The following is an 18,552-nucleotide window of genomic DNA, read 5'->3' as shown; positions in this document are numbered from 1 at the left end:
GTGCGGCCGCGTCGTCCGGCCGTTCGAACGCGCTGGTCGTAGGACCAGCGGCTGAGGGGGGTCGGGCCAAAACTCGGTGGGCGTTGTCAGTGCCGGTCCGTAGGCTCGCGATGATGCCCACGACACGTGCAACCACCGAGGACCGCTCCGCCGTCCGTGCTCTGCTCAGGCTGTGGCCGTATGTCCGCCCCGTGCGGGCCCGGCTGTTCACGGCCGCGTTCGTCGCGGTCGTCGCCTCCTGTACCGGACTGGTGATCCCGCTCGTCCTGAAATGGATGGTCGACGGCCCCGTGGCCGACCGCGATCCGGGCGGGGTGTGGCTCGGCGCGCTGTGCCTGCTGCTGCTCGGCATCGCCGAGGCGGTCCTGTTCGGCATAAGACGCTGGCTGGTGGCCCGGCCGCTGTCGCACGTCGAGGCGGAACTGCGGGCGGCCCTGTACCGCCGGCTGCAACGGCTGCCCGTCTCCTTCCACGACCGGTGGGCGTCCGGCCAGCTCCTCTCCCGGGCCACGACCGATCTGATGCTGCTGCGCATGTTCCTTGCGTTCCCGCTGACCTTCCTGCTGGTCAACGGGGTGACGATCCTCGTCGGTGTGGTGATCATGCTGATGCAGGACTGGGTGCTCGGCCTGGTCGTCCTCGGACCCGCCGTTCCGGTGCTGTGGACCTGCGTGGTCTTCGAACGGCGCTACGCCGAGGTGGCGCGGCGCGCCCAGGACCAGGTCGGCGACCTGACCACGGTCGTCGAGGAGAGCGTGCTCGGCATCCGCATCATCAAGGGCTTCGGCCGGCACCGCAGCCAGGCGCGGGCGTTCCACGAGCTGTCGGGCAGGCTGCGCGGTACGGAACTGCGCAAGGCGCGGCTGCTGGCCGCCATCTGGGGCGTCATCGTGACCCTCCCGGAGATGGCGATCGGCGCCGCGCTGGTGGTCGGCGCACTGCAGGTGGCCGACGGCGAGCTGTCCGCGGGCACGCTGGTCGCCTTTCTGAGCACGGCGCTCGCCCTGCGCTGGCCGGTGGACTCCATCGGCTTCCTGCTGGCCATGAGCCAGGAGGCGGCCACGGCGACCGAGCGGTACTTCGAGGTGATGGACGAGGACCCGGAGAGCACGGGGGCGTCCGTGGGTGACGACGGCGCCGGGTCCGAACCCGGGCTGCGCTTCCACGACGTCCGGTTCCGCTACCCCGACGCGCCCCCCGACTCCCCGCCCCTGCTCGACCGCGTCGACCTGCACATCCGCCCCGGTGAGTCCATGGCCCTGGTCGGGGCCACCGGCAGCGGCAAGACGACCCTGACCGCGCTGGTCCCCCGGCTGCACGAGGTCACCTCGGGGCGCATCAGCCTGAACGGCGTGGACATCGCCGCCATGCCCCGTGAGGAGCTGCGCGCCCGGGTCGCCGTGGCCTTCGAGGAACCCACGCTGTTCTCGGCGTCCGTCGGCGAGAACGTGCTGATGGGCGCGGCGGACGGCGCCGGCGAGGCGGACCTGGACCGGGCGCTCGCGGTGGCCCAGGCCGAGTTCGCGCACGCGCTGCCGCAGGGCACCGGCACTCAGGTCGGCGAGCAGGGGCTGAGCCTGTCCGGCGGGCAGCGCCAGCGCCTGGCCCTGGCCCGCGCGGTGGTCGGCCGGCCGGAGTTCCTGGTGCTGGACGACCCGCTGTCCGCGCTGGACGTGCACACGGAGGCCGCCGTGGAGGCCGCGCTGCGGCAGGTGCTGGCCGACACCACCGCGCTGATCGTGGCCCACCGGCCGTCCACGGTGCTGCTCGCCGACCGGGTCGCCCTGCTGTCGGGCGGCCGGATCACCGCCGTCGGCACCCACCAGGAACTGCTGCGCACGAACGCCGAGTACGCGCACCTGATGTCGGGCGCGGCGGCCGGGGAACGGGAGGACCACCGATGACCACCACGACGACCGCCGCCCCGGCCACGGAGGACGACGACCGGCCGCCACGGGCGCGGGACACCGGCGACGGCGACCCCTTCGACCACGACGTCCTGCCCACCCCGCCCGGGGCCACGGGCGCGCTGCTGCGCTCGCTGCTCGCGCCCATGAAGTCCCGGGTCGCCGTCACCACGCTCCTGCTGCTGCTCCAGCAGGCGGCCGTGCAAGCGGGCCCGCTGCTGGTGGCGTACACCATCGACAGGGCCGTTCCGGCGTTCCGGGACCACGACCACGGGCCGCTGATCGCGGTGGGCGCGGGCTATCTGCTGTGCGCGCTGCTCTCCGGCGGGCTGCAGTTCGCGTTCATCGAGGCCTCCGCGCGGGTCAACCAGGACGTGCTGCTGGATCTGCGGGGCCGGATCTTCCGGCACGCGCAGGCCCTCAGCGTCGACTTCCACGAGCGTTACACGAGCGGTCGCCTGATCTCCCGCTCCACGACGGACGTCGAATCGCTGCGCGAGCTCCTCGACGAGGGGTTGCAGGAACTGGTGACCGTCGTGCTGTCCTTCGTCTACATCTCGGCGATGCTGCTGTGGCTGGATCTCGGCCTCGGCGCGGTCGCGGTGGCCTCCTTCGTGCCGCTGTACCTGCTGGTGCGGATGTACCAGCGGCGCGCGGGGCGGGTGTACCGGGCGCGGTCCACGGCGATCGCGTCGGTGATCGTGAAGTTCGTGGAGACGATGAACGGCATCCGCCCGGTGCGCGCCTTCCGCCGGGAGGCGGCGAACGACGCCGAGTTCGCCGTGCTGAACCAGCGGCACGAGCGCACCAACGGCGACGCCCTGCTGGAGATGGCCCGGTACGTGGTCGGCTCCCGTCTGGTGGCCAACACGGCGGTCGCCGGGATCGTGCTGTGGGGCGCCTACCGGGTGGCGTCCGGCTCGCTGGCGCTGGGTGTGCTGGCGGCGGCCGTGCTGTACCTGCGGCGGCTGTACGACCCGATCGACCGGCTCGGCATGTTCCTCAACTCCTACCAGTCCGCGGCCGCGTCCCTGGAGAAGATCGCCGGGCTGCTGGCGCAGACGCCGTCCGTGCCGGAGCCGTCGGCGCCGCGCGAACTGCCCTCGCTCAAGAGTGACTTCCCGGGCCGCGAGGTGGTCTTCGACGGGGTCCGCTTCGCCTACCGCACCGGCGGCGAGGTGCTGCCCCGCTTCGATCTGACGCTCCCGGCCGGGCAGACCCTCGCCGTCGTCGGCTCCACGGGAGCGGGCAAGTCGACGCTGGCCAAGCTGCTCGCCCGGTTCTACGACCCCTCCGACGGGCGGGTGCTGCTCGACGGGGTCGACCTGCGCGAGCTGGGGACGCCCGAGCTACGGCGCGGGGTGGTCATGGTGACGCAGGAGGCGTTCCTCTTCTCCGGTACTGTGGCGGACAACATCGCGATCGGCCGCCCCGATGCCACGCGTGAGGACATCGAGCGGGCCGCCAAGGCGATCGGCGCGCACGAGTTCATCAGCGCCCTGCCCGACGGCTACGACACGGACGTGCGCAAGCGCGGTGGCCGCATCTCGGCCGGCCAGCGCCAACTCGTCGCGTTCGCCCGCGCGTTGCTGGCCGATCCGGCGGTGCTGATTTTGGACGAGGCGACCAGCTCCCTGGACGTCCCGGGCGAGCGGGCCGTGCAGCGGGCCATGGCCACGGTGCTGCGCGGCCGTACCGCCGTGGTGATCGCGCACCGGCTGTCGACCGTGGAGATCGCCGACCGGGTGCTGGTGATGGAGCACGGGCGGATCGTCGAGGACGGCAGCCCGGGCGAACTCATCGCGGGTACCGGCAGGTTCGCGGATCTGCACAAGGCGTGGCGGGACAGTCTGGCGTAGCGGGACGGACAGGACGGGGGCGGCAGGTTGATCGACGCGTACGAGGATCCGGGCACGCCCGACATTCGCGGCGGCTGGCACTATCTGAGCTGGCTGGTGCTGCGCCAGCAGGTGCGGTCGCTGGTGGGCGCGCTGCTGGGCAGCACGTGGATGCTGCTGCTGGCCGCGCAGCCGTATCTGATGGCGCGGGCGGTGGACGACGGTCTGGTGCCCGGCCGGACAGGGGTGCTGGCCGGGTGGGCCGGCGTGATGTTCGTGGTCGGCGGGGTGAACGCCTGGGTGAGCATCATGCGGCACCGCACCATGACCCGGGTGCGGATGGACGCCAATTTCCGCACGGTGAAGCTGGTCGTGGAGCACGCGGCCCGGCTGGGGGCGGCGCTGCCGCGCCGGGCCGGGGCCGGGGAGGTCGTCACCATCGGGGTCGGTGATGTGCAGACCATCGCGCAGGCGCTGACCGTGGTCGGGCCCGGGGTGGGCTCGCTGGTGGTCTACGTGGTGGTGGCCGGGGTGCTGCTGTCCATCTCGGCGCCGCTCGCCGCCGTGGTGCTGCTCGGGGTGCCGGTGATCGCGCTGCTCACCGGGCCGCTGACGCTGCGGCTGCAGGGCGCGGAGGGCGAGTACCGGGAGCGGCAGGGCGTGCTGGCGGCCCGCATCGGGGATCTCGCGGGCGGGCTGCGGGTCCTCAACGGCTTCGGTGGCAAGGGGCTGTTCGCGGACGCCTTCCGCGGGGACTCGCAGCGGCTGCGCGCCCAGGGGTACCGGGTGGGGGCGGTGGCCAGCTGGGTGCAGGCGCTGGGCATGGGTGTGCCCACGCTGTTCCTGGCGGTGGTGACCTGGCTCGCGGCGCGGCAGGCGGCCGAGGGCGGCATCAGCATCGGTGAGCTGGTGTCGGTGTACGGCTATGTCGCGGTGCTGATCGTGCCGGTGGCGTTCTTCATCGAGCTGATCTACCAGCTGAACCGGGGCGTGGTGGCGGCCCGCCGGGTGGTGGCGCTGCTGCGGCTGGAGCCGGATCCGGACGAGGGCTCGCTGCCCGCGCCGGACGGGCCGGCCGAGCTGCACGACCCGGCGTCCGGGGTGCGGGTGCCGGCCGGCCGGCTGGTCGCGCTGGCCGCCGCGCGTCCCGCCGAGGCGGCGGCGGTGGTGGACCGGATCGGCCGGTACGGGAGGACCGACGCCACCTGGGGCGGGGTGCGGCTGGACGCGGTGCCGCTGGCCGAGGTGCGGTCCCGGATCCTGGTCGCCGACAACGAGGCGGATCTGTTCGCCGGGCCGCTCAGGGAGATGGTGGCCGCCGCGGAGCCGTCCGGCGATGCCGCGCTGCGCCGGGCGGTGCACGCGGCCGCCGCCGAGGACGTCGTACGGGGGCTGCCGGACGGGCTGGACTCGGCCGTCGCCGGGCAGGGCCGCAGTCTCTCCGGCGGTCAGCGGCAGCGGATCCGGCTGGTGCGGGCGCTGCTGGCCGACCCCGAGGTACTGCTCGCCGTGGAGCCGACCTCGGCGCTTGACGCGCACACGGAGGCCACGGTCGCCGAGCGGCTGCGGGAGGCGCGCGAGGGCCGTACGACGGTGGTGACGAGCACCTCTCCGCTGATGTTGGACCGCGCCGACACGGTGCTGTTCCTGGCCGACGGCAAGGTGGCGGCGAGCGGCCCCCACCGGCGGCTGCTGGCCGAGGAGCCGGGCTACCGGGCGCTGGTGGCGCGCGACGTCGAGGACACCGAGCACACCGAAAACACCGAGGACACCGAGGAGGCCGTACGGTGACGGCGGGCGAGAGGCTGCTGCCGGTCGCGGACCGGGCCGGGGTACGGCGGGCGACCCTGCGGTTGGTGCGGACCGACGGACGGGCGTTCGCCGCCGCGCTGGTGCTCAACGCGCTGGCGGCCGCGGCGGGGCTGGCCGGGCCGTGGCTGGTCGGGCGGATCATCGACGAGGTCCGGGCCGGGCACGGGGTCGACGCGGTGGACGGGCCGGCGCTGCTGATCCTGCTGTGCGCGCTCGCCCAGTTGCTGCTGGCGCGCTGGGCGCGGTACGTGGGGCACCGGTTCGGGGAGCGGACGCTGGCCCGGGTGCGCGAGGAGTACGTCGACCGGGTGCTGGCGCTGCCCGCGTCGACGGTGGAGCGGGCCGGCACCGGGGATCTGACCGCGCGTGGGACGGCCGATGTGGCGACGGTCGGCACCACCCTGCGGGACGTCGGCCCTGAGCTGCTCGTCAGCACCGTGCAGGCGCTGTTCGTGCTGGGCGCGGTGTTCGCGCTCGATCCGCTGCTTGGCCTGTTCGGCGTGGTGTGCCTGACGCCCATCTGGCTGGTGCTGCGCTGGTATCTGCGCCGGGCCCGGGACGGTTACCTCGCCGAGGGAGCGGCCAACTCCGAGGTGGCCGAGATCGTGGCGTCGACGGCGGCCGGGGCACGCACGGTCGAGGCGCTCCGGCTGCGCGGGCGGCGGATCACCGCGAGCCGGAACGCGCTGGAGCGATCCCGCCGGGCCCGCTTTTACACCCTCCACCTGCGGACCGTGTTCTTCCCGGCGGTCGAGGTGACGTACACCGTCCCCGTGGTGGGCGTGCTGCTGCTCGGCGGTTGGCTGCACCAGCGCGGTGCGGTGGGGATCGGCGCGGTGGTGGCGGCGGCCCTGTATCTGCGGCAGTTCACGGAGCCGCTGGACCAGATCCTCATGCGGGTGGAGCAACTCCAGAGCAGCGGGGCCTCGTTCGCGCGTGTGGAGGGTCTGGCGCAGGCCCCTCGGACGGATGCGGAAGGCGCCTGCCCGGCCCCTGCGGACGACCGGATCGACGTGCGCGGGGTGCGGTACGCCTACGAGCGCGGCGGGGAGGTGCTGCGCGGGGTGGACCTGACGGTGCGGCCGGGTGAACGGCTGGCCGTGGTCGGCCCGTCCGGCGCCGGTAAGACGACTCTCAGCAGGCTCCTCGCGGGCATCGACACCCCCGGGGCGGGCTCGGTGACGGTCGGCGGGGTGCCCATCGCGTCCCTGGAACCGGAACTGCTGCGCCGCCAGGTCGTCCTGGTCACCCAGGAGCACCACGTGTTCCTCGGCACGGTCCGCGACAATCTGCTGATCGCCGAGCCGGACGCCACGGACGACACGCTGTGGGCGGCCCTGACGGCGGTGGGCGCCGACGACTGGGTGCGCGCTCTGCCCGCCTCGCTCGACACCGTGCTCGGCCCGAACGGCCACCCCACCGACGGCTCCCAGGCCCAGCAGCTGGCCCTGGCGCGTGTGGTGCTGGCCGACCCACACACCCTGATCCTCGACGAGGCCACGGCCCTGCTCGATCCCACCACCGCCCGCCACGCCGAACGCGCCCTGGCCGCGGTCCTTCAGTCCCGCACGGTCATCGCCATCGCCCACCGCCTCCACACCGCGCACGACGCGGACCGGGTGGCCGTGATGGAGGACGGCCGGCTCAGTGAACTGGGCACGCACGAGGACCTGGTACGGGCCGACGGAGCGTACGCGTCCCTGTGGCGGACCTGGCACGGGGACGGCGCGGCGGACTGATCCGGGACGCGGGCGGCCCGTGCTCCGGTACGCGCGGCTCGGACGGCCCGCGTCCCGGTACGGCACGCGCTGCCCTGTCCCGTCACGCGGCCAACGGTTCGTATACCGAACATGAACATCCGGACTACGAACGATTTCTGGCCAAGTTCGTGACGTGGTCCTGACAGGCAACGTGATCCCCTGTCACCCTTCACAACGGCTGGCTCACAGCGAACGCACAGCTTCGCACGCACCGGGTGAGCCCGCCGCGCACCTGCACGTGGTTCCGCGTAACGCCCTGATCTGCCCGGACGTCCCAACCCACCGTCCGGTCTCCCCTGGCCGCGCGACCCGCGGTCATGCAGAAGGAGTCAGTGTTGAGCAGCACCTCTCGCAGACGCACCCCCCACACCGGGCACCACCGCACCGCCACCGTCGCCCTCGCCGGCGTCGCCGCCCTGATCGCCGCGGCCGTCCAGTCCGGCGCCGCGACCGCCGCCCCCGCCAAGCCGCAGGCCGGCAAGGTCAATCCGGCACATGTGGCCCTCAAGCTCACGCCGTCGCAGCGCACCGAGCTGATCCGGCACGCCGACGCCCAGAGGTCCGCGACGGCCAGGGCGATCGGTCTGGGCGCCGAGGAGAAGCTGGTCGTCAAGGACGTCGTCAAGGACGCCGACGGCACCCTGCACACCCGCTACGAGCGCACCTACGCCGGCCTGCCGGTGCTCGGCGGCGACCTCGTCGTCGACACCGCCAGGTCCGGTGCCACGAAGTCGGTCGTCAAGGCCACCCGGGCCACACTGAAGATCGCGGACCTCACCCCGGCCGTGTCGAAGGCCGCGGCCGAGAAGCAGGCCGTCGAGCGGGCCAGGACCCTCGGCGGCACCAGGTCGGCGGCGGACAGCGTACGGAAGGTCGTCTGGGCCGGCTCCGGCAAGCCCGTCCTCGCCTACGAGACGGTCGTCGGCGGCCTCCAGGACGACGGCACCCCGAACCAGCTCCACGTCGTCACCGACGCGGCCACGGGCAAGAAGCTGTACGAGTACCAGGGGATCAAGAACGGCATCGGCAACACCCAGTACAGCGGCCAGGTCACGCTGACCACGACCCAGTCGGGCTCGACCTACACGCTGACCGACGGGGCACGCGGCGGCCACAAGACGTACAACCTGAACCACGGCAGCTCGGGCACCGGCACGCTGTTCTCCCAGACCAACGACACCTGGGGCAACGGCACCACGTCCAATGCCGCCACCGCGGGCGCGGACGCCCACTACGGCGCCGCGGTCACCTGGGACTTCTACAAGAGCACCTTCAACCGCACCGGCATCAAGAACAACGGCGTCGGCGCCTACTCCCGCGTCCACTACGGCAACTCGTACGTGAACGCCTTCTGGGACGACGGCTGCTTCTGCATGACGTACGGCGACGGCTCCGGCAACGCCGACCCGCTGACCGCCCTCGACGTCGCCGGGCACGAGATGAGCCACGGCGTCACCTCCAACACCGCGAACCTGAACTACAGCGGTGAGTCCGGCGGCCTGAACGAGGCCACCAGCGACATCATGGGCACCGGCGTGGAGTTCTACGCCAACAACTCCTCCGACGTCGGCGACTACCTCATCGGCGAGAAGATCGACATCAACGGCGACGGCACCCCGCTGCGCTACATGGACAAGCCCAGCAAGGACGGCGCGTCCAAGGACAGCTGGTACTCGGGGATCGGCGGCGTCGACGTCCACTACTCGTCCGGCCCGGCCAACCACTTCTTCTACCTGCTGAGCGAGGGCAGCGGCGCCAAGGTCATCAACGGCGTCAGCTACAACTCGCCGACGGCGGACGGCCTTCCGGTCACCGGCATCGGCCGGGACAAGGCGCTGCAGATCTGGTACCGGGCGCTGACCACCAAGTGGACCTCCACCACCAACTACGCGGGCGCGCGCACCGGCACGCTCGCGGCGGCCGGCGAGCTGTACGGCACCACCAGCGCCGAGTACAAGGCGGTGCAGGACGCCTGGGCGGGCGTGGCGGTCGGTTCACGCTCCGGTGGCGGCGGAGGCGGCGGCACCTCGTACGAGAACACCACCCCGGTGTCGATCCCGGACAACGGCCCCGCCGTCACCTCGAGCATCACCGTCTCCGGCAGGAGCGGGAACGCGCCGAGCAACCTCCAGGTGAGCGTGGACATCACGCACACCTGGCGCGGCGACCTGGTGGTCGACCTGGTCGGCCCGTCGGGCGCCTCGTACCGCCTGAAGAACTTCTCCTCCTCCGACTCGGCGGACAACGTCCAGGCGACCTACACGGTCAACGCCTCCTCCGAATCGGCCAACGGAACCTGGAAGTTGAAGGTGCAAGATCAGGCCACGTATGACACGGGCAAGATCAACAGCTGGAAGCTGACCTTCCCGTAAACCGTTCGCCACGAGCCGGGAAACAGGGCGCCGTTCGGGGGTTCGCACCCTCGGGCGGCGCCCGTTTACATAACTGAAACGATTATCGGACAGTTGGTTTTGAGCCAACATCACTTCAGGGTCATGACATGTACGCACCCCTGATGCCACTCTTCCCTCACCGCCGCAGCAGCACAGCAACTTCCCATCACCACCTCCGGACAGTGACCCCACGCTGACCGGACTCCCCCACGAGAAGGAGCTTCTGTGAGCCCCCTCTACGCGCGTCGCAAGCGCACCACTCTGGCCGTCGCCACCGCTGTCGCCGCCGGAGCCCTGCTCTCCACTGGTCTGACCACCAGTGCCAGCGCCCAGAACGCGGCCGAGGCCGCCGCCGCGAAGCCGCTCGCGGCCGCCCCGACCCAGCTCTCCGCCGCGGCGCGCACCACGCTGATCCAGCAGGCCCAGGCCGGCGTCGCCGACACCGCGCAGGAGATAGGCCTCGGCGCCAAGGAGAAGCTGGTCGTCAAGGACGTCGTCAAGGACGCCGACGGCACCCTGCACACCCGCTACGAGCGCACCTACGCCGGACTGCCCGTCCTCGGCGGCGACCTCATCGTCCACACCGCCAGGTCCGGCAAGGCCGAGGGCGTCACCAAGGCCAACAAGGCGGCCGTGAAGGTGGCCTCGCTCAAGCCGCAGATCACCGCCGCCAAGGCGGAGAAGCAGGCCGTGGGCGCCGCCAAGACGCTCGGCTCCGCCAAGACCACGGCGGACGGCGCGCGCAAGGTGATCTGGGCCGGCTCCGGCAAGCCGGTCCTCGCCTACGAGACGGTCGTCGGCGGCCTCCAGGACGACGGCACGCCCAACCAGCTCCACGTCATCACCGACGCGGCCACGGGCAAGAAGCTCTACGAGTACCAGGGCATCGAGAACGCGACCGGCACCGGCAAGACCCTGTACTCCGGCACCGTCAGCCTCAACACCAACCTGTCGGGGTCGACGTACCAGCTGTACGACACCTCGCGCGGTGGCCACAAGACGTACAACCTGGCCCGCGGGACCTCCGGCACCGGCACCCTGTTCACCGACGCCGACAACGTCTGGGGCACGGGCACGGCCTCCAGCTCCTCCTCGGACCAGACGGCCGCCGCGGACGCCGCCTACGGCGCCCAGGAGACCTGGGACTTCTACAAGAGCACCTTCGGCCGCAACGGCATCAAGAACAACGGCGTCGGCGCCTACTCCCGCGTCCACTACGGCAGCGCCTACGTCAACGCGTTCTGGGACGACAGCTGCTTCTGCATGACCTATGGCGACGGCTCCAGCAACACCCACCCGCTGACCTCGCTCGACGTGGCCGGCCACGAGATGAGCCACGGCGTCACCTCCAACACCGCGGGCCTCAACTACAGCGGCGAGTCCGGCGGCCTGAACGAGGCCACCAGCGACATCTTCGGCACCGGCGTGGAGTTCTACGCCAACAACTCCTCCGACGTCGGCGACTACCTCATCGGCGAGAAGATCAACATCAATGGCAACGGCACCCCGCTGCGCTACATGGACAAGCCCAGCAAGGACGGCGGCTCCGCCGACTACTGGTCCTCCAGCGTGGGCGGCAAGGACGTGCACTACTCGTCCGGTGTCGCGAACCACTTCTTCTACCTGCTGTCCGAGGGCAGCGGTTCGAAGACGATCAACGGCGTGACGTACAACTCGCCCACCTACAACGGCGCCGCGGTGACCGGCATCGGCCGCGCCAAGGCGCTGCAGATCTGGTACAAGGCGCTCACCACGTACATGACGTCGACCACGAACTACAAGGCCGCCCGCACGGCGACCCTGAGCGCTGCGTCCGCGCTGTACGGCTCCACCAGTGCCGAGTACAAGGCGGTGGCCGCGGCCTGGACGGCGGTCAACGTCAGCTAGTCGCACCGCAGTCGGACGAGGGCGGTACCGGGGCGGACGCCCGGGTACCGCCCTCCCCCTTTGCCCCGACTCCGTGGCCGGAAGCCGACGTTCCCCGAGCCGAACGTTTCGCATCGCACACCGGGCACGGCCCGGAGGTTCGCACCTCCGGGCCGTGCTCGTACGTATTTCCGAGGCCGTTACCGGACAGCCGTTTTACGGCCAACATCACTCGGGGGCATGACATGTACGCGCTCTCCACGTCAGGCTGTCCCCACCGCCGCGGCACCACAGCACCTTCACAGCACAACACTCCTGTCGGCCCCCACGCCGGCCGGAAGCCCCCCACGAACAAGGAGCTTCAGTGAGCCCCGTTCACGCGCGCCAAAAGCGCACCAAGCTGGCCATCGCCACCGCGGTCGTAGCCGGCGCCCTGATCACCACCGGTGTGGCCCTCAACGCCAACGCCGACACCTCCCACGAGTCCACCACCGCCGGCTCCCTGTCGGCCGCCCCGACCCGGCTCTCCGCCGGGGCCCGCACCACGCTGATCCAGCAGGCCCGGGCCGGCGCCGACGACACCGCGCGGGAGATGGACCTCGGCGCCAAGGAGAAGCTGGTCGTCAAGGACGTCGTCAAGGACGCCGACGGCACCCTGCACACCCGCTACGAGCGCACCTACGGCGGACTGCCCGTCCTCGGCGGCGACCTCATCGTCCACACCGCCAGGTCCGGCAAGGCCGAGGGCGTCACCGAGAGCACCAAGGCCCCCATCGAGGTCGCCTCGCTCACGCCGAAGGTCGCCACCGGCAAGGCCGAGTCGCAGGCGCTGACCGCGGCCAAGGCGGCCGGCTCCGAGAAGACGGCCGCCGACACGGCACCGCGCAAGGTGATCTGGGCGGCGGGCGGCAAGCCGGTCCTCGCCTACGAGACGGTCGTCGGCGGCCTCCAGGACGACGGCACGCCGAACGAGCTGCACGTCGTCACCGACGCCAACACCGGCAAGAAGCTGTTCGAGCACCAGGCCGTCGAGACGGGGTCCGGCAAGACCCAGTACTCGGGCACGGTGACGCTCGGCACGGCCAAGTCCGGCTCCAAGTACCAGCTCAAGGACACCTCGCGCGGCGGTCACCAGACGACCAACCTGGCCCGGAAGACCAGCGGCAAGGGCACGCTGTTCACCGACGCGGACGACGTGTGGGGAACCGGCACCGCCTCTTCCTCGCCCACCGACCAGACGGCCGCCGCCGACGCGGCCTACGGCGCCCAGGTCACCTGGGACTTCTACAAGAGCACCTTCGGGCGCAGCGGCATCAAGAACGACGGCAAGGCCGCGTACTCCCGCGTCCACTACGGCAGCAACTACGTCAACGCCTTCTGGGACGACGGCTGCTTCTGCATGACCTACGGCGACGGCGAGGGCGACAACCACCCGCTGACCGCGCTGGACGTGGCCGGCCACGAGATGAGCCACGGCGTCACCTCCAACACCGCCGGCCTCGAGTACAGCGGCGAGTCCGGCGGCCTGAACGAGGCCACCAGCGACATCTTCGGCACCGGCGTGGAGTTCTACGCCAAGAACGCCACCGACAAGGGCGACTACCTCATCGGTGAGAAGATCGACATCAACGGCGACGGCAGCCCGCTGCGCTACATGGACAAGCCCAGCAAGGACGGCGGCTCCGCCGACTACTGGTCCGCCGGCGTCGGCGACAAGGACGTGCACCTGTCCTCGGGCGTCGCGAACCACTTCTTCTACCTGCTCTCCGAGGGCAGCGGCGCGAAGACGATCGACGGCGTCAAGTACGACTCGCCGACCTCCAACGGCTCCAAGGTCACCGGCATAGGCCGGGACAAGGCGCTGAAGGTCTGGTACAAGGCGCTCACCGAGTACATGACGTCGACCACCGACTACAAGGGCGCCCGCAAGGCGACGCTGAGCGCGGCGTCGGCCCTGTACGGCGCCTCCAGCACCGAGTACAAGACGGTCGCGGCCGCCTGGGCGGCGGTCAACGTCAACTGACGACGGCCCGGTGAAGCTGGGCGGTACCCGGTCGGAGGTCGTCCCGGGTACCGCCCTACCCTTTTGACTCATGTCCCAGGCGCCCTTCACCTACGAGCCGGTCGGCGCGACGCGCGACGACCTGACCGGCTGCCCGCCCGGCTTTCGACCGATGCTCGTCCGCACCCGCCTCGGCGAGGGAACGGCGGTCTTCAGCCGGGCCGCCGAGGCGGTCCTCACCTGGGAGATGCACCGCGCCATGGGCGTCGGCATCGACGCCGGCGCCGACCGCGCCGCCCCCGGCGTGGACGTCACGGTCACCCTGGCCGGTGTCATCAAGGCCCCCTGCCGTGTCATCTGGACCACCGAGGAACCCCGGCGCGCGGGTTGGGCCTACGGCACCCTCGAAGGCCACCCCGAGTGCGGCGAGGAGGCCTTCGTGGTCGACCGTACGGGTGACGGCACGGTCTGGCTGACCGTCGCCGCCTTCAGCCGGCCCCAGAAGTGGTACGCCCGCGCCGGCGGCCCCGCCACCCGGGGCTTCCAGCACGCCTACGCCCGCCGCTGCGGCACCGTCCTGAAGCGCCTGTGCGCCGAGTACGACGAGGCCTGAGCGACGCACGGCCCGCCGGACCCGCACGTCCTCAGCGCAGCAGCACCCCCGCTCCCTCCGCCGTGTCCTGCGAGGGCACGGTCACCAGGCCCAGTTCGGCCGCCGAGGTGAGCAGACGGTGCGCCGGGAGGATGCGCACGGTGTAGCCGTAGGGGCCGGTGCGGTCCAGGGAGAGCGGGCCCTCGTAGAGGCGGCGGCCCTCCAGGTCGGGGGTGCCGGTCGGCTTCAGCGGGACCGCCGTGGCCTCGGTGATCCGGTCCTCCGCGTCCACCCGGCCCGAGACCGCCTGCACCTCCACGTCGTCCGGCTCCAGCTCGCCCAGTCCCACCCGCACCCGCAGCCCCACGGTCGTGCCCAGTTCCGCGGTGGCCGTCGTGGCCGTCGTCTCCACGTGGTCGACGCTCACCCCCGGCCAGGCGGCCCGCACCCTGGCCTTCCACGCGGCGAGTTCACGGGCCGTGTCCGGGGTCAGCGCCCGGTGCGACTGGGCGGCGGGGGCGTACAGGCGGTCGACGTACTCCCGGACCATGCGGCCCGCCAGCACCTTCGGGCCGAGCCGGCCCAGGGTGCGGCGGACCATCTCGATCCAGCGGTCGGGCAGCCCGCCCCGGCCGCGCTCGTAGAAGCGCGGGGTCACCCGCTGTTCCAGCAGGTCGTAGAGGGCGGCGGCCTCGATGTCGTCACGGCGGTCGGGGTCGGTGCCGGCGCCGTCCGCGGTCGGGACGGCCCAGCCGAAGTCCGGCTGGAACCATTCGTCCCACCAGCCGTCCAGCACGGACAGGTTGAGGCAGCCGTTGAGCGCCGCCTTCATCCCTGAGGTGCCGCAGGCCTCCAGCGGGCGCAGGGGGTTGTTCAGCCAGACGTCGCAGCCCGGGTAGAGCTTCTGCGCCATCGCCATGCCGTAGTCGGGCAGGAAGACGAGGCGGTGGCGCACGCGCGGGTCGTCGGCGAACCGCACCAGCTCCTGCACCAGCCGCTTGCCGCCGTCGTCCGCCGGGTGCGCCTTGCCCGCGACGACGATCTGGATCGGCCGCTCCGGGTGCAGCAGCAGCTCCATCAGCCGGTCGCGGTCGCGCAGCATGAGGGTCAGGCGCTTGTACGACGGGACGCGCCGGGCGAACCCGATGGTGAGCACGTCGGGGTCGAGGACGCCGTCGATCCAGCCCAGCTCCGCGTTCCCGGCGCCGCGCTGCCGCCAGGAGGCGCGCAGCCGCTCCCGCACCTCGGACACGAGCTGTTCGCGCAGGGTACGGCGCAGCTCCCAGATGTCCTGGTCCGCGATGTCCGCCACCGAGTCCCAGCGCTCGGAGCCGCCGACGGTCAGCGCGTCCTCGGCCCGCTGGGAGCCGATCTGCCGGGCGCCGAGCCGGAGCACCTCCGGGGCCACCCAGGTCGGGGCGTGCACCCCGTTGGTCACCGAGGTGATCGGCACCTCCTCGGCGTCGAACCCCGGCCACAGGCCCGCGAACATCTCCCGGCTGACCTGCCCGTGCAGCAGGGACACCCCGTTGGCCCGCTGGGCCAGCCGGAGCCCCATGACGGCCATGTTGAACAGGTTCGGCTCGCCGCCCGGGTAGGTCTCCATGCCCAGGGCCAGGACGCGCTGCACGTCGATGCCGGGGAGTTCGGAGTCCGGGCCGAAGTGCCGAGCGACCAGCTCCCGGTCGAACCGGTCGATCCCGGCCGGGACCGGGGTGTGCGTGGTGAACACGGTGCCGCCCCGCACGGCCTCCAGGGCCGCGTCGAAATCGAGCCCCCGCGCGCACAGTTCGGCGATCCGCTCAAGACCGAGGAAGCCCGCGTGCCCCTCGTTGGTGTGGAACACCTCGGGCTCCGGGTGGCCGGTGAGCCGGCAGTAGGTGCGCACGGCCCGGACACCTCCTATGCCCAGCAGCATCTCCTGCAGCAGCCGGTGCTCGCTGCCGCCGCCGTACAGCCGGTCGGTCACCCCGCGTTCGCCGAGGTCGTTCTCCTCCACGTCCGAGTCGAGCATCAGCAGCGGCACCCTGCCGACCTGCGCCAGCCAGATCCGGGCGTGCAGCGCCCTGCCCCCGGGCAGCGCGAGCGAGACCTGGGCCGGGGTGCCGTCGGCCTCCTTCAACTGGGTGACGGGCAGTTCGTGCGGGTCGAGCACCGGGTAGTGCTCCTGCTGCCAGCCGTCCCGGGACAGGCTCTGGCGGAAGTAGCCGTGCCGGTACAGCAGCCCCACCCCGATCAGCGGCACCCCGAGGTCGCTGGCCGCCTTGAGGTGGTCGCCGGCGAGGATGCCGAGTCCGCCGGAGTACTGGGGCAGCGCGGCCGTGATGCCGAACTCCGGCGAGAAGTAGGCGACCGCGGCGGGCAGTCCGTCGCCCTGGTGCTGGTACCAGCGGTCGCCGGTCAGGTAGTCACCGAGGTCGTCCACGACCGCGGTCAGCCGGCGCAGGAACCGCCGGTCGCCGGCCAGCTCGGCCAGCCGGGCCGGGCGCACCCCGCCCAGGAGGCGCACCGGGTCGCCCTTGGCCGCCGCCCACCGCTCGGGGTCGACGGACTGGAACAGGTCGCGCGTTTCCGCATGCCAGGACCAGCGCAGATTGCGCGCCAGGTCGCTCAGCGGCCGGAGGGGTTCAGGGAGAACGGGACGGACGGTGAACCGACGGATCGCCTTCACATCTCACCTCGGACGCGTTGCGTGGTGTGAGACGCACGGCGCTGTACGTCTCGTCGTCCCTGTCGACGGTAGTGGTTACCGGGGGGTCGGTGGGGACGTACCGGGGCGGGTGTCGGGGCGCGCCGGGGTCACACGGCGGGTGGTGCCGGGGGCGTGGAGCCGCGGTCGGCGGGCACCCGGAAAGAGGGCCGGTCTTGAACGTAGACATACGCGCGAGTAGTTAACAAAGTGCCGGATTGCCCACCCGATACGGATGGGAAGGCTCCCCCGGTACGCCCCACAGCGGCACCACAGCACGAACGCAGGACCCACCTCCCCATATTCATCCGCCCACACCCACGTTGACGCGGACAGGAGCGGTCATGCCCGCCACGCACCACTCGTCAGCACCACCGACAAGCAGGACAGCCGGCAAGAAGACGTCGGGCAGGAAAGCCGGGAAGCCGGCGGAGAACCTCCACGATCCCGGCCCGCCCGAGCAGCGCCCCGCCCCGGCCGGGTCCACGGCCGTCGGGCGCATCCCCGTCCTCGACGTGCGCCCCGTGGTCCAGCACGGACGCCGGCCCGCCAAGGCCGTGACCGGCGAGGCGTTCGAGGTGTCGGCCACCGTGTTCCGCGAGGGACACGACGCCGTCGCCGCCAACGTCGTGCTGCGCGACCCGGAGGGCCGGCCTGGCCCCTGGACCCCGATGCGCGAACTCGCCCCGGGCACCGACCGCTGGGGCGCCACCGTGACGCCGGGCGAGCCCGGCCACTGGACCTACACGGTGGAGGCCTGGTCGGACCCGGTCGGCACCTGGCGGCACCACGCACAGATCAAGATCCCGGCGGGCATCGACACGGACCTGGTCCTGACGGAGGGCGCACAGCTGTACGAACGGGCGGCCGCCGGTGTGCCGGAGGAACGACGCGAGACCGTCCTGGAGGCCGCGGCGGCGCTCCGGGACGAGAGCCGTCCGGCCGCCTGGCGGCTGGCGGCGGCGCTGTCTCCGGAGGTGGCGGCGGTGCTGTCCCGTTATCCGCTGCGGGAGTTGGTGACGGCGTCGGAGGCGATGCCGTTGCTGGTGGAGCGGGAGCGGGCGCTGTACGGCTCGTGGTACGAGTTCTTCCCGCGTTCCGAGGGCACGGTGGAGCGGCCGCACGGCACGTTCCGCAGCGCCGAGCGGCGTCTCGAGGCGATCGCGGGGATGGGCTTCGACGTCGTGTATCTGCCGCCGATCCATCCGATCGGCACGACGTTCCGCAAGGGCCGCAACAACACCCTCACCGCCGGGGTCGAGGACGTCGGGGTGCCGTGGGCGATCGGCTCTCCCGAGGGCGGGCACGACGCGGTCCACCCCGACCTGGGCACCCTGGAGGACTTCGACCACTTCGTCGCCCGGGCCCGGGAACTGGGGCTGGAGATCGCCCTGGACTTCGCCCTGCAGTGCTCCCCCGACCATCCCTGGGTGCACAAGTACCCGGAGTGGTTCCACCACCGCCCCGACGGGACGATCGCCTACGCGGAGAACCCGCCGAAGAAGTACCAGGACATCTACCCCGTCGCGTTCGACGCGGACATGGACGGCCTGGTCGCCGAGACGGTGCGCGTCCTGCGGCACTGGATGGACCACGGGGTGCGGATCTTCCGCGTCGACAACCCGCACACCAAACCGGTGGTGTTCTGGGAACGGGTCATCGGCGAGATCAACCGCGCCGATCCCGACGTCGT

Annotated in this window: 10 protein-coding genes; 9 read left to right on the top strand and 1 reads right to left on the bottom strand. The window is 71.9% G+C overall.

From position 1 onward, the window contains the following. The first annotated feature begins 113 nt into the window (after positions 1-113). The 8 genes from ACFVVO_RS24660 (at position 114) to ACFVVO_RS24625 (ending at position 14,191) form a co-directional block, all read left to right on the top strand. Entirely contained in the window at positions 114-1,904 is a 1,791-nt protein-coding gene (locus ACFVVO_RS24660) for an ABC transporter ATP-binding protein (RefSeq protein ID WP_390057766.1), read from the top strand. Continuing rightward, entirely contained in the window at positions 1,901-3,766 is a 1,866-nt protein-coding gene (locus tag ACFVVO_RS24655; protein ID WP_390057765.1) for an ABC transporter ATP-binding protein, read from the top strand. The genes ACFVVO_RS24660 and ACFVVO_RS24655 overlap by 4 nt, the downstream gene beginning before the upstream one ends. 27 nt (positions 3,767-3,793) lie before the next feature. Then, on the top strand, positions 3,794-5,536 hold the full coding sequence (locus ACFVVO_RS24650; protein ID WP_390057764.1) for an ABC transporter transmembrane domain-containing protein: 1,743 nt from the start codon (positions 3,794-3,796) through the stop codon (positions 5,534-5,536). Further along, positions 5,533-7,296: an ABC transporter ATP-binding protein gene (locus tag ACFVVO_RS24645; protein ID WP_390057763.1), complete on the top strand. Its 1,764-nt coding sequence runs from the start codon at positions 5,533-5,535 to the stop codon at positions 7,294-7,296. The genes ACFVVO_RS24650 and ACFVVO_RS24645 overlap by 4 nt, the downstream gene beginning before the upstream one ends. A 353-nt stretch (positions 7,297-7,649) precedes the next feature. Then, positions 7,650-9,689, top strand: coding sequence for a M4 family metallopeptidase (locus ACFVVO_RS24640; RefSeq protein WP_390057762.1), 2,040 nt, complete (start codon positions 7,650-7,652; stop codon positions 9,687-9,689). A 246-nt stretch (positions 9,690-9,935) separates the two neighbouring features. After that, on the top strand, positions 9,936-11,597 hold the full coding sequence (locus ACFVVO_RS24635) for a M4 family metallopeptidase (protein WP_390057761.1): 1,662 nt from the start codon (positions 9,936-9,938) through the stop codon (positions 11,595-11,597). Between the two features lie 343 nt (positions 11,598-11,940). After that, a complete protein-coding gene (locus ACFVVO_RS24630; protein WP_390057760.1) occupies positions 11,941-13,599 on the top strand; it encodes a M4 family metallopeptidase in 1,659 nt (552 codons plus the stop codon). A 70-nt stretch (positions 13,600-13,669) separates the two neighbouring features. Next, positions 13,670-14,191, top strand: a complete 522-nt coding sequence (locus ACFVVO_RS24625) for a DUF1990 domain-containing protein (RefSeq protein ID WP_390057759.1) — start codon at positions 13,670-13,672, stop codon at positions 14,189-14,191. 31 nt (positions 14,192-14,222) lie between these two features. Here ACFVVO_RS24625 and ACFVVO_RS24620 read toward each other — a convergent pair whose 3' ends face one another. Next, entirely contained in the window at positions 14,223-16,841 is a 2,619-nt protein-coding gene (locus ACFVVO_RS24620; protein ID WP_390057758.1) for a glycosyltransferase family 1 protein, read from the bottom strand. A 362-nt stretch (positions 16,842-17,203) separates the two neighbouring features. Between ACFVVO_RS24620 and ACFVVO_RS24615 the strand changes: the two genes are divergently transcribed. Next, positions 17,204-18,552, top strand: a 1,349-nt coding sequence (locus tag ACFVVO_RS24615) for a maltotransferase domain-containing protein (RefSeq protein ID WP_390057757.1), incomplete at its 3' end; no start/stop codon positions are given.

Source organism: Streptomyces sp. NPDC058145 (assembly GCF_042884245.1).
Taxonomy (GTDB): Bacteria; Actinomycetota; Actinomycetes; order Streptomycetales; family Streptomycetaceae; genus Streptomyces.
Note: the sequence above shows the minus strand (reverse complement) of the source record. Positions and strands in the feature narration are given on the sequence as shown.

Coding starts and splice junctions, on each gene's coding strand:
- ACFVVO_RS24655 (WP_390057765.1), top strand. CDS start 1,901: ATGACCACCACGACGACCGCCGCCCCGGCCACGGAGGACGACGACCGG.
- ACFVVO_RS24660 (WP_390057766.1), top strand. CDS start 114: ATGCCCACGACACGTGCAACCACCGAGGACCGCTCCGCCGTCCGTGCT.
- ACFVVO_RS24625 (WP_390057759.1), top strand. CDS start 13,670: ATGTCCCAGGCGCCCTTCACCTACGAGCCGGTCGGCGCGACGCGCGAC.